This window comes from Kordia antarctica (genome assembly GCF_009901525.1).
GTDB lineage: Bacteria > Bacteroidota > Bacteroidia > Flavobacteriales > Flavobacteriaceae > Kordia > Kordia antarctica.
In genome coordinates this window covers 2,294,536-2,307,724 of the sequence record NZ_CP019288.1, presented here as the reverse complement: position 1 = coordinate 2,307,724, position 13,189 = coordinate 2,294,536, and the positions used below count along the sequence as shown (strand labels likewise).

At 34.4% G+C, this 13,189-nt stretch carries 12 protein-coding genes; 6 read left to right on the top strand and 6 right to left on the bottom strand.

Annotated features, from left to right (window positions below):
* Window positions 1-156: 156 nt before the first annotated feature.
* From IMCC3317_RS09285 to IMCC3317_RS09265, 5 genes are all read left to right on the top strand, one after another.
* Window positions 157-1,443: a polysaccharide deacetylase family protein gene (locus IMCC3317_RS09285; protein WP_160129238.1), complete on the top strand. Its 1,287-nt coding sequence runs from the start codon at window positions 157-159 to the stop codon at window positions 1,441-1,443.
* A complete protein-coding gene (locus IMCC3317_RS09280) occupies window positions 1,436-2,119 on the top strand; it encodes a YjjG family noncanonical pyrimidine nucleotidase (RefSeq protein WP_160129237.1) in 684 nt (227 codons plus the stop codon). Before IMCC3317_RS09285 ends, IMCC3317_RS09280 begins: the two co-directional genes overlap by 8 nt.
* Before the next feature lie 442 nt (window positions 2,120-2,561).
* The gene (locus IMCC3317_RS09275; RefSeq protein WP_160129236.1) at window positions 2,562-3,113 is read left to right on the top strand and encodes a hypothetical protein; all 552 of its coding nucleotides are present in this window, start codon (window positions 2,562-2,564) and stop codon (window positions 3,111-3,113) included.
* A 17-nt stretch (window positions 3,114-3,130) separates the two neighbouring features.
* Window positions 3,131-4,558, top strand: a complete 1,428-nt coding sequence (locus tag IMCC3317_RS09270) for a DUF5723 family protein (RefSeq protein WP_228055013.1) — start codon at window positions 3,131-3,133, stop codon at window positions 4,556-4,558.
* A 53-nt stretch (window positions 4,559-4,611) separates the two neighbouring features.
* The gene (locus IMCC3317_RS09265) at window positions 4,612-5,406 is read left to right on the top strand and encodes a hypothetical protein (RefSeq protein WP_160129235.1); all 795 of its coding nucleotides are present in this window, start codon (window positions 4,612-4,614) and stop codon (window positions 5,404-5,406) included.
* Window positions 5,407-6,040: 634 nt separating this feature from the next.
* Here IMCC3317_RS09265 and IMCC3317_RS09260 read toward each other — a convergent pair.
* Both IMCC3317_RS09260 and IMCC3317_RS09255 read right to left on the bottom strand, forming a co-directional pair.
* On the bottom strand, window positions 6,041-7,318 hold the full coding sequence (locus tag IMCC3317_RS09260; RefSeq protein ID WP_160129234.1) for a replication-associated recombination protein A: 1,278 nt from the start codon (window positions 7,316-7,318) through the stop codon (window positions 6,041-6,043).
* 127 nt (window positions 7,319-7,445) lie between these two features.
* Window positions 7,446-8,303, bottom strand: a complete 858-nt coding sequence (locus IMCC3317_RS09255) for a hypothetical protein (RefSeq protein WP_160129233.1) — start codon at window positions 8,301-8,303, stop codon at window positions 7,446-7,448.
* Between the two features lie 179 nt (window positions 8,304-8,482).
* On the opposite strand from IMCC3317_RS09255, the gene IMCC3317_RS09250 reads away from it, so the two are divergent.
* Window positions 8,483-9,238 carry a rhomboid family intramembrane serine protease gene (locus tag IMCC3317_RS09250; protein WP_160129232.1) on the top strand — a complete coding sequence of 252 codons (756 nt, stop codon included), beginning with the start codon at window positions 8,483-8,485 and terminating at the stop codon, window positions 9,236-9,238.
* On the opposite strand, the gene rlmB is transcribed toward IMCC3317_RS09250, so the two are convergent.
* From rlmB to IMCC3317_RS09230, 4 genes are all read right to left on the bottom strand, one after another.
* Complete coding sequence (gene rlmB / locus IMCC3317_RS09245; RefSeq protein ID WP_160129231.1) at window positions 9,239-9,979, bottom strand: 23S rRNA (guanosine(2251)-2'-O)-methyltransferase RlmB; 741 nt, start codon at window positions 9,977-9,979, stop codon at window positions 9,239-9,241.
* Window positions 9,980-10,044: 65 nt separating this feature from the next.
* A complete protein-coding gene (locus IMCC3317_RS09240) occupies window positions 10,045-10,890 on the bottom strand; it encodes a hypothetical protein (RefSeq protein ID WP_160129230.1) in 846 nt (281 codons plus the stop codon).
* A gap of 10 nt (window positions 10,891-10,900) precedes the next feature.
* Window positions 10,901-11,740 (bottom strand): hypothetical protein, encoded by an 840-nt coding sequence (locus tag IMCC3317_RS09235; protein WP_160129229.1) that lies wholly within the window; start codon window positions 11,738-11,740, stop codon window positions 10,901-10,903.
* A 20-nt stretch (window positions 11,741-11,760) separates the two neighbouring features.
* Complete coding sequence (locus IMCC3317_RS09230; RefSeq protein WP_160129228.1) at window positions 11,761-13,185, bottom strand: RagB/SusD family nutrient uptake outer membrane protein; 1,425 nt, start codon at window positions 13,183-13,185, stop codon at window positions 11,761-11,763.
* Window positions 13,186-13,189 lie beyond the last annotated feature (4 nt).

Sequence of the window (13,189 nt, the reverse complement as noted above, 5' to 3'; positions counted from 1 at the left end):
TTTAAACTTTTAGGATTTAAGCGAAAATTAGAAGTTTTCAATTCTGATGAAGGCTTTTCTGAGTTGCATAGCAGTGTTAAGCAATGAAGAAAAGACAAATACAGAAATGAAAAGAGCAATTTTTTAGCAAATTAAAAAAGATTAAAAGAGTTCTAAATGCTGTTAGTATACACACAAAAAATTACACCAAGACTCCGATACACATTTAAACATTTGCTTACGCGGATATTAGGTATTCCTGTTGATTTTACAACTAAAATAGAAACCTTTATTGCGCATAACGAAGTGAAAATGTCGTACGCAAAACAACCGCTTGGCGATGAATTCTTTGTGCGAAGTCAAGATCTATTATTTGAGCAAGGAATTGGAGAAATAGATATTACTATTCAGCAATGGGATAAAACACCTTGCTTATTTCCCACAGGCGAAAAAAGTATGATTCCATTCGATATTTTTGCCGCGAGTTTCTATTTATTAAGTAGATATGAAGAATATTTACCTTATGTAAAAGACGAACACGGACGTTATACAGCAGCGGAAAGTTTAGCGTTTAAAAATGATTTTCTGACAACGCCTGTCGTGGATATTTGGTGTCAAAAATTTAAAAAAATATTCTTAGAAGCTTTTCCAACGATTGTTCCTGAAGAACGCAAATTTTCATACACACCAGTCATAAATATTCCAGTTGCATATGCATACAAAAAGCGTGGAATGATTAGAGTACTTGGCGGATTTGTTACAGATATTGTACGGTTTAAATTTTCACGTTTCATAGACCGTTTTGCGGTATTACTAGGCATGAAAGAAGATCCATATGACAATTTTGAAGCATTTATTGCATTACACAAAAAATACCGCACAAAAGCATACTATTTTTTCCAAATTGGGAATTATTCAACGCACGATCATAACATTTCTATCTATAAAAATGAGTTCATTCGATTGATAAAAAACGTCTCTGATTACAGTAAAATTGGGCTTTTAGCTTCCTATGAATCATTTACAGATATCGAAAAACTAAAAGTAGAGAAGAAGCGACTCAACACAACAATAAACAAACCTGTAAAACGCGCGCGCCAACATTTTAACAAGCTAAATGTGCCACAATTTTATAGAAATTTAATCGATCTAGAATTTACCGAAGACTATTCTATGGGTTATCGCAATACCAACGGATTTCGCGCAGGAACGTGCAGTCCATTTTACTTTTATGACATTGGTATGGAAATTCAAACGCCGCTAAAAATTCATCCATTTTGTATGGAATATTCGGGCGAACTAAATGCTGAGGTTTTTACAAGTGAAATCATGAAAATGTTGGCAGAAGTACAAAAAGTAAACGGTACTTTTATACCTGTATTTCACAACGTAGTACTTTCCGAACGTAACTTAGAATGGAAAGAATTGTATATCAATTTATTAAAAGAACACAGCAATGCGTAACATTACCGATATTTTCTTTGATTTAGATCATACACTTTGGGATTTTGAAAAAAACTCTGCATTAACCTTTCAAAAAATACTTACTGAAAGTGAAGTTCCTGTAGATTTTGATCGTTTTTTAGAAATATATGTGCCAATTAATTTAGAATATTGGCGACTTTTTCGCGAAGAAAAAATTTCCAAAACAGAACTGCGTTATGAACGTTTGGCAAAAACTTTTAAAGCGTTGGAATTTGAAGCTTCTGACGAATTAATCAATCATTTAGCGGAACAATATATTGCGCACTTATCAAGCTTCAATCATCTTTTTGAATACACTTTAGAACTACTTGAAAATTTACATGGAAACTATAAACTTCATATTATTACCAACGGTTTTCGAGAAGTGCAAAATAGAAAAATAAAAGCTTCGGGTATTTATGATTATTTTGAACATATTATAGATTCTGAAAGTGTTCATGTAAAAAAACCGAATCCAATAATATTCAATCACGCATTAGCGTTGGCAAGTGTTTCGCCTGAAAATACACTCATGATTGGCGATAGTTTTGAAGCTGATATTCAAGGTGCATTGGCAGTAAATATGCATGCGATTCATGTAGATTTTGACCAAAAACACGAACATTCACACTGTCCAATAGTTCGTCACTTATCAGAAATTGAAAAAATTCTGTAATAAAAGTATGAAAGCGTCGTTTTTTCAATAGGTTAGTTGTTATATCAATATAGTTCGACTTAAGAAATGGCTATTATAAAGCCGTTATGGATTTTGAATTCAAAAGTATAGTGAAGCGTCGGTTCGAGTGATTTTGAGGCACGAAAAATCGTATCGAGAACCAGTTTAGTATAAAAAAATCTATTCTCGATACAAATTTTACTTATTTTCAATCGTAAAATTCACTCGAATTGACGAATTTTATCAAAATGCACAATCGATTATTATAAGAATAAAATATAATAAAATCAATGCTTTGTCACTTCGAGCGCAGTCGAGAAGCTAAAGAATACAGCTGCTTTTTATTAATCTCGATAGCTACGCGAAGTATTTTTAATCAAAATATATTTTGATTTCAATAATGCTCGATTTGACAATTCAAAAATTAAAATCAAAACCTTCAATGATAAAAAAAATCATTCCACTTTTACTACTATTTGTCATCACTTCTTGTGTGAAAGATGTCGATTTTGAACAAGCGGAAGATTTGTCAATTTCTCCAATTGTAGAATCGAGTTTGATCTTTTTTAACTTTCCTGCTTCAGAATTTTCAGAACCAACAGGAACCGCAATTGTAACTGTTAGTGACGATTTAGAATTGGATGTTTTTAATGAAGAATTTATTCGTGATAACTTAATTAGAGCCGAATTCTTCTTTGAAGTAACGAACTCAATTGATCGAAATTTTAGAGCAGATGTTATTCTATACGATGAAAACAATCAAGTAGTTCATACATTTAATATTGATACAACTCCAAATGGAAATACCGAAGTTGTCACCACACATACCGAAGTTTTTGAAGATGCTTCGTTGGAACAATTAAAAAATACTGTACGACTCGAACTAATTTTAAATATGTTTCCAAGTCCGACAGGAATTCCACTCAATCAAAACAGTCAAGGAATTATAAAAATGCGCTCCAAAGCGACTTTATTTTTTCAAATAGATAGCTAAAATTAACAATATAATCTGTGAAAAAACTCAGTATAGTATTCATACTCTTTTCTTTTTTTGTGCATGCGCAGAACAAGCAATTGCTGTATAATTATACGGACATTCCACAATCGTTGTTGTTAAATCCTGGCGCTGAAGTCAATTATAAATGGCATATTGGAATTCCGTTATTATCACACATTCATGCAAGTTTTGGTGCTTCTGGCGTTTCGGCATATGATTTATTTGCAGCTAATGGAATTGATTTTAATGAAAAACTACGGAGAGTTGTCTATAATTTAGATCGAAATGATTACTTCACAATCAATCAGCAAGTAGAAATTTTAAGTGGCGGATTTGCTGTTGGAAAATCGTTCGAACGCAATAAATATCTTTCCTTTGGATTGTATCAAGAAACAGATATTCATTTGTATTATCCGAGAGATTATGCAATTTTGGCATACGAAGGAAATCGTGATAATATCGATCGTGAATTTGATTTGAGCGATTTGAACGGAAAAGGCGAATTAATTTCTGTGCTTCATGTCGGTTTAACAACTAAAGTGAACAAAAAATGGACGTATGGAATTCGTGGAAAAATATATTCGAGTCTACTCAATTTTAAATCCACCAATAATAATGGAAGTTTTGTCACTACAGAAGGCACAAATAATTTCTATAACCATGCGTTTGATTTGGATTTAGAATTACAAACTTCGGGTTTTGCTTCTTTGATTGATTTGGACAACGACGGACAAAACGATTGGAATAAAAAAGCGGTGAAGGAATTGCGCAAACGTGTGCTTTTTGGTGGAAATTTAGGATTAGGAGTCGATCTTGGTTTTACGTATCATCCAAAAGAACAATTCACAATTACGGGAAGTATTCAAGATCTCGGATTTATTCATCACACAAAAGATGTAGAAACATATACATTAAAAGGTCAACATACATTTGAAGGTGTAAATCCGCTGTTTCCGAATAATGGTTCTGGGCAAACTGCGGAAGAATATTGGCAAGAAATTAAAGATAATTTTGAAGATTTATTCGAACTGGATACGATTACAAAAAAGTATGTTTCTTGGCGTTCGCCGAAATTAAACGGTTCTGCTTCGTACAAATACGGCAAAAAAATATTGAAAGAATGTAATTGCATTGCAGAAGATGGCGATTATTTAAACGAAGTTGGTTTGCAAGTATTTGCAATTGGACGTTCACGAAGACCACAACTTGCGGTAACGGCGTTTTATTACAGACGATTATTTAGCTTTTTAAGCGGAAAAGTAACGTATACAGTTGACGGATTTTCCAAAACAAATGTTGGTGTCGGTTTGTCATCGCACGTTGGAAACATGAATTTTTATATCATGGCAGACAATCTTTTTGAATATCAAAACATTGCAAAAGCACAATATGCTTCTGTACAACTTGGATTTAATTACATTTTTCCGATGGAGAAAAAGTAGTGAATTCCAATAAAATCCTTAATTTGGAAGCCTAATAGAAAAAATATAAAAATATGAAACGTTTTTTAGTGAGTGTTGTTTTTCTTTTGATCACGTTTTCTTGTTTTTCACAAGATTTGAATAGTTATAAATATGTAGTAGTTCCTTATAAATTCGACTTTTTAAAAGATCATGATAAGTATCGTGTGAATACGTTGGTGCGTCATTCATTCAAAAAAGAAGGTTTCGAAGTTTTATATGATAGCGAAGAGTTTCCGAAAGATTTGGTAGACGACAGATGTTTAGCATTGTATATGGACATAAATAACGATTCGGGTATTTTTACGACTAAAATGTCCATCGTTTTTCGCGATTGTTCCAATCAAGTTGTGATGGAAACTGCACAAGGGCGCTCCAGAATAAAAGCTTACGAAAAAGCGTATAGTCAAGCATTCAGAAGAGCTTTTGCAGAAATTGAAGCTAAAAATTATAGTTATAAACCAATAAAAAAAACAATTAAAGAAACGCCAAAAGTGGTTGTAGAAACACCAATTGAAGTTGTTGAAAACGTAGAAATTACAGTAGTAGAAGAAAAAACTCCTATTGATAAAACTGTTGTCCAAAATGGAGCTGTAAAAACGGTGACAGAAACTACGGAAGCTGTTTTATACGCACAACCGATTAAAAACGGATATCAATTGGTAGATAGTACGCCAAAAGTTATCATGATTTTACTAAAATCAGGTGCTCCAAATGTATATATCGTAAAAGGACAAGATGCTTCTGTGTATAAAGAAAACGGAAAATGGATCTTGTCAAAAGTGACAAGTGAAGGAAATGTTGTGTCTGTTTTGAATATTAAGTTTTGATTTTAGACGCGCTTCGCTTTTGGAAACGGCTACGCCTTTAGTATCGCTTTGCTCTTAGATTGTTGGTATTTTGGCATGTGAATTATTTACTCAATGGAATAAACTTATAAATCTTTCAACTTTTAAACTGAATTTCACATTGCTACATTAAACTTTGGAAGTTCCCTTTCGCTATCGCTTCAGGTCGCGCTATTCGTTGCAAGTCCTCGCTCGCAAACTCGCTGTGGGCTTTTCACTGCTATCGCTAACTCACCATGATGTGCGATTGTAGGTTTTTGCATTTTGATAGCTTCGCTAGGTATTTTCAATCAAAATATATTTTGATTTCAATAATGCTCAATGTGACATTCGTTTGTTTGTTTGTGTTTACACTGAGTTGAGTCGAAGTGTTGATTCGTCAATTTGTTTTTTGTCAGTTCGTTTATTTGAAAATAATGAGTTATTTAATCTTTTCAATTCCCAAAGCCGTCAGTTCGAGTGATTTTTACATTGCGCGTAGCAGAAATGAAAAAATTGTATCGAGAACAGCTTCGGAAATTAAAGTACTTCTCGATACAAAATTTCTACGAAATTCCACTCGAAGTGACGTTGGTGTTTTAATTTTCCCTAATCCCTAATCCCTAATCCCTAATCCCTAATAACCATACTTGTCTTTCCAGCGATTTTTAAGGAAATCGCGCAGATTTTTTTCTCTAGCATTACTTCCTGGATCGTATATTTTTGTACTAGAAATTTCATCAGGTAGAAATTCTTGCGCTACAAAGTTATTATTGTAATCGTGTGAGTATTTGTAATCTTCGCCATAACCTAAATCTTTCATTAGTTTTGTTGGCGCATTTCGTAAGTGTAGCGGAATTGGTAAATCGCCAGTTTCTTTGACAATTGCTTGCGCTTTTTTGATTGCCATATACGAAGCGTTACTTTTAGCAGAAGTTGCCAAATAAACCGCACACTGACTTAGAATTATACGCGCTTCAGGATAACCAATAATGGAAACTGCCTGAAATGTATTGGTTGCAATCACTAACGCTGTCGGATTTGCAATTCCGATGTCTTCACTTGCTGAAATCAACATTCTGCGTGCAATAAATTTTACATCTTCGCCGCCTTCAATCATTCTGGCAAGCCAATAAACTGCACCATTTGGATCGCTTCCACGAATTGATTTTATGAATGCTGAAATAATATCGTAATGTTGTTCTCCAGTTTTGTCATATAAAACCGTGTTTTTCTGTACACGACTTAATACTAATTCGTTTGTGATAACGATTTTGTCTTTTCCTTCCGAATTGATTAGTAATTCAAAAATATTTAACAATTTTCGAGCATCGCCGCCAGAAAGTCTTAATAAAGCTTCTGTTTCTTTGAGCGTAATTTGCTTATGCGCAAGTTGTGTATCTTCTTTGATGGCACGTTTTAGTAGTTTCACTAAATCATCTTTCCCGAAAGGGTTTAATACATATACTTGACAACGCGATAGTAATGCAGGAATGACTTCAAAGCTTGGATTTTCTGTGGTAGCACCAATTAAAGTTACCCAACCTTTTTCCACAGCACCAAGTAAAGAATCTTGTTGCGATTTGCTAAAACGATGAATTTCATCAATAAAAAGAATTGGGTTTTTAGTCGTAAACAACCCATTTTCTTGTTTTGCACGTAGAATGATTTCTCGTACGTCTTTTACACCAGAACTTATCGCGCTAAGCGAATAAAAAGGACGCTTTGACGTAGTTGCAATAATATTAGCCAACGTTGTTTTTCCTGTTCCTGGTGGTCCCCAAAGTAGGAGTGAAGGAATTAATCCTTTTTCTATTTGTCGGGTAAGTACACCAGTTTCTCCAACAAGATGTTCTTGACTGATATAGTCTTCTAATGTTTTCGGACGAATGCGTTCCGCTAATGGTTCATTCATTAGGCAAAAATAAGGCATTTGTCCAAATTATGCATTAGAAGTTTCTATAAGGTGTTGCAACTACAAATTTTACTATTTTTTTGGTGGAATCTGTAGTTGCATATATTTTTACATTAGGTTATAATTTCTAAGATTTTTTTCCTGCAGATACTTTTGCAGCATGTCTTATAGCACATGTTATATCTCTTCCATTTTTATCAAAAATGCGTCCACAATTTCCACCAGCTATAAGACCAGCAGCATCTACAAATATTCTTCCAACAGCTCGTCCAAAGTCTTCAAATAAGTTTTTTTGGAGCATTCCTATTTTATTTCCTTGCCTGTTATTATTTGAATTCATGTGTAGTAAGCGGTAATTCCAAGGATGTGAGCTATCGAGTGTGGCATTTATCCAATAACTATAACTATTTTTAGCAATACTACACGCTCCTAACATGTTGGCTGCATAATTCCCTGTTCCTGCAGTTTGGTCATATATTACTGGATAGTTAGCAATGATAAAGTTTTCAAATGCTTCAATTTCGGCAGTGAATTCTGCCACGCTTTTGTATGTACTATTTTCAATAGAGATTGCATTGTCAAAAATAGTAAATAGCATATCTGTCAATGGTGCATCTTCAGGTTTAATATAATTCATGTTTACGAGCACATTGGAAGCGTTGTTCAGATCGTCATACATTCCTTCAAGCATTGTCAATTCTGTTTCGTGAGTTTGCCAATCAGTGCAATTGCAAGTTGAGTTATCAAAATAAGCGTCGCTATAGGTATCACCAAAATAGAAAATGTCTTGCAAGGATGCAGTATTAAAATTAGGCATCGTAGCAATGTGATCCATCGCAAGATTGTGAGATATTCCGTAACCGTCAAAATCACTTATGGATTTTAGATTCGTTTCTTGAGAGGTTGTCTCGCTTGTGTTTTCTTCTAAATTACAAGAAAAAATGATAAGCATTAGTAATGTTAGAATGGTTGATTTTTTTTTCATAATAGTTGTTATTTAGTTGATTGTCAGATAATTTACGATTTAAAAATGTATTTTTAATACGTGAACACCGTATTTTTTTAGAGGAAAAACCCTGATTAAATAACTGTTTTTTCTAGGTGACAATTTTTCATGCGAACTAATTTTGGCTGATTTTTTGACTACTTGATGTAAAATTATTTATGAATTCTAATCAACAACCTTTTGTATTTACGCCACAAGTCGTACTACTACCATTTTTGTTTATACTATTAATTTGGTTAGTATATTGGTCTGAAATACGTTTTGGATTCCGTTTTAATGAATATGGCGTGTATCCAAGAACATTGAAAGGATTGCGAGGAATTTTACTGAGTCCGTTTATTCATGGAAGCTTGAAACATCTTTGGAATAATACAATTCCGCTATTTTTGCTGAGTGCAGCAATTATTTATTTTTATAGATCGCAACGTTGGATGATCTTTTTGATTGGATTGTTTGGCTCAGGATTGATCACGTGGATTATTGGGCGAGAAGCAAATCATATTGGCGCAAGTGGATTTATTTATGTGTTGATGAGTTTTATCTTTTTTAAAGGAGTTATAACGAAGTATTACAGATTCGTCGCGGTATCGCTGATTATTATGTTTTTATATGGAGGAATGTTGTGGTATTTGTTTCCTATAGAACCACATATTTCTTGGGAAGGTCACTTAGGTGGATTTACCACTGGGTTTTTATTAGCTGTTTTTCTTCCCGTAGTATATGCAAAAGATACGTACGAGTGGGAAAAAGAGGAGTTTGTCCCAGAAAATGATCCTTTTATGAAACATTTTGATGCGGACGGAAATTTTATTGAAACGTTGCCTGATGAAGTAGAAGAAATACCGCAAGCGCTGCCACAGATAAAAGTAAATTATATCTATGTTGATACTTCTAAAATTAATGAAGAAGAGTAGTTAGGCTAAACGTTGTCGTATAATTTCATATAAAAATGCGCCACATGCAACCGAAACATTTAGAGAAGCAATTTCTCCTAGTATTGGTAATTTTGCATGATGATCTACAATTTTTAAGATTGAAGACGAAACACCTTTTCCTTCAGAACCCATTACAATAGCAACTGGCACGGTGAAATCTACATCGTACAATGTGTTTTCGGTTTTTTCAGTTGCAGCAATAATTTGTATGCCTGAACTTTGTAAATGATAGATAGCATCTTTGATGTGATCAACTTTACAGATTGGCATTTTGAAGATAGCACCAGCCGAAGTTTTTACGGAGTCTGCATTTACAGGTGCGCCACCTTTTTTCTGAATGATGATTCCATCGACTCCAGTACATTCTGCTGTACGGATAATGGCTCCAAAATTACGAACATCACTTAGTTGATCTAAGATTAGAAACTTAGGAATTCTTCCAGATTCTATGACACTTATAACTAATGTATCAAGATCATGAAATTCTATGGGAGAAACTAATGCAACAACACCTTGATGATTTTTTTTGGTAAGTCTATTTAGTTTTTCTGGTGGAACAAACGAAGTACTGATTGCGTTTGTACGCAATAGTTGGTCTAATTCATTGAATAAGTCGCCTCTAAGCCCTTTTTGAATAAAAACCTTATCAATTGTGCTTCCTGAATTGATTGCCTCTATAATGGCTCTTATACCAAATATTTGTGTGTTATTGTCTTGCATGGGACAAAGATAAAATAAAAAACCACCCAATTGGGTGGTTTTTTGAATGTATTATGTTGTTATTTTTACATTGGTGTGTAAACAGAAACTCCGTTTTCTCCGTATCCTTCGCAGAACCAAGAAGTAGTCATAACTCCAGTAGCAACATTTACTTCGTTAACTCCTCCATTTAATGGAATAACAGCTCCCCAAGGGTCACTTTGGTTTTCCCATTGAATTTTGTTACAAGAGTTGCTGAATGTAAAGTCAAAACTAGTTGGACCAGTTCCGTAAGCAGCACCGTAAGGACCACCATTGTAAAGACCTCCTGAGAAATCTTGTACAAAGAAAGTTCCATCTCCATTATCAACAATCGCCATAACTTCTGTGTTAGGGTTAAAGTTTGGAAGGAAATCATGGTATCCGTAATTAGTAGTAACACTGTACATTCCACCTAAGTCTAATGTAAGATCACATACTAAGTTTACTCTGTGACGTACTGTCGAAGATCCGTCTGATAATCCAACAGAAACTCCTCTTGTTGCTGATTGTAACACGATATCAAAAGAGATATCAGAAGATACTAAAGCAGTAGCAGCAGTTGGTGTAAGATTTAAGTTAATCAAAGCAGTATTCGTATTAGCAGCAAAGGTTACAGCACCACTAACAGAAATTGCGTTACTTGATACACCTACTACATCTTCGATAGCGTAAGTTACATTTACTGCAGTTAAGTTAATAGGAGCAGTAAAGTTTACAGGAACAGTAATTAACGTCAAAGAGTTATCTACAGAACTTGTAGTTACTTCCGTTGGGAATTCTATCCATCCTGATTCAGGATCTGATTGAAATCTATTACCATCATCACTTACACAGCTATATGTAAATACTAATACCAAAGGTAAGATGAATAATTTTATAATTTTTTTCATAACAAAGTTATTATATTTTAGTTAATGTATACGTAGTTGTAGCTACAGAACCACATATTTCGTCGATGTCTTCATCGAAAATAAATGTAATTGATGTATCATCTCCAACAGTATATGATCCTAGTGATGTTGCAGGTCCGAATGCGATAGATCCACCACATCCAACTCCTGAAACTTGTCCGTCAAGAAGCCCTTTAGATGTAGTTGTACCACATACAAAGCTAAAAGAGAAATCAACTGGTGGATTAGAAAACCCAAAACTTGGGTAACATTTCACATTGAAGGTTCTTTCAGTTGATGCAGTTCCACCAACTAATTCAACATTTATTGCTGTTCCTAATGCTGGAGCAAATCCAGCAGCAGCGATACCACCTGATACGAAATCTAAAGTATACATACCAGTAGCGAAAGTTGCGTCAATAGGGCAAATTTCTACTAATGATAGTGTATGAATTTGGGTACTTCCAATTCCTCCGTCTACTGAATCAATTTTTAATGATAAAGTTTCACCTGAAGTTGTCAATCCGTCATCCATACCCATAACAGTTAAAGTTCCAAAGAACTCGTTAGCAGGAATCGTAACAGTAGTAGGAAATGAATACATTCCACTTGTAGCAGTTGTATTATCAGCGTCAACAGAAACATTTACTGTTCTTGCTGATGAAGATGTAGTACTTACACCTACAGATACATCTATTGTGTTGGTACTATTGATCTCAACTTCTAATGTAGAAGATGTTCCATTAAAGTATGCCAAAGTTTGGCTACCATCATATATTGGTGATTGTGTCTCTTCACACGAAGTGAACATAAACAACACACCTATGAAAAGTATTGCGATTTTTTTCATTACTTTCTTTTTTTAGTTTATTAGTACCCTGAATTCTGGGTCATGTTAGGGTTAGCATTAATTTCAGCTTGCGGTATTGGGAAAGTAAATTTCTCAGATGAAACCGGAAGTGAACATGGAATACCACCAACACAATCGTTAGCAGCTCTATCAATACCTTCATTTAAGATATTTCTGTATCTTTTAATATCAACATACCTGAAACCTTCGTAGCATAACTCTAATCTTCTTTCAGCTTTTACATCAGTAATAGCTTCATTTAAAGAAGTGTAAGTCGCTGTTGTTTGAGGTGTGTTAAATCTAGCATTTCTAACAGCATTCACGTCTGCAGCAGCAGCAGCGAAATCTGGAGCAGCTTTTCTAGCATGCGCCTCAGCTCTGATTAAATAGATTTCAGAAAGTCTCATTGCTTTGTAATCATTGATATAATTAGTATCAGCACCAGCTGGATACTTTCCAATAGTTAATTCAGGAGGCGTAGCACCTGGATTACTTGCAGGATCAACATTTACAGTACGACGAACATCTCCAGCAGCAAAAAGTCCAAATAACCCGGTAGACATTTCGATAAAATCACCACCTGTACCTGTAAAAATCCAGTTGAAGGCAATACTACTGTTGTTTCCTTGTACGTTGTCAAATTTGAAGATAACTTCTGTTGTGTCAGTATCTCCGTTAAACATTGCAGCATACTGTGTTTGGTTAGCTAATGAATAGCTAGCAATCAATGTATTTGCATTAGAAATAGCTGTCGTGTAATCTCCACTGTACAATGCTACTCTAGCTCTTAAGAAAGTGATAAAATCACGAGTCGCGAAGTTCTTATCAGTAGAACTTGTTGGCATTAAGCTAGCAGCTAGTGTAAGATCGTTTTCAATTTCAGTTACGATTTCTCCAACAGTTTGTCTTGCAGGAAAATCAGATGTAGATACAGTATTTTGATAGAAAACACCTAAAGAAGCAGAATTTAATAAATCCTCCGAATAGTATGTTAATAAATCATGGTGTAAATACGCTCTGAATGCATAACACTGAGCTAATATATTGTTGTAAGAGCCAGTTTCACCAGATGTTGGTGTAATTACAGAAGCTCCAGCTAATACACGGTTAAAGTTGTTAATCGCGTTGTATCTATCTCCCCAAGTTCCTTGGTCACCATTTTGAGAGTTCAATAATTGGTTCAACAGGTTTAATTGCTGACCTCCATTGTCTTTTCCGATTTTGGTATTATCTGAAAAGATAGAGTTAAATGAGATTAAACTAGCTTGTCCACCTCCACGATTTATACTGTTTATAGCTCCACGTAATCCTGCTTCTAAATCAGAAACACTTTGATAGGCGGTTTCTTCAACCAAACTATCTACTGGAAAACGTTCTAATTGATCGTCACAACTTACTGCGAAGAGTAAGGTGACAATAATTGGTATTAGAAAATATTTTTTCATTTTT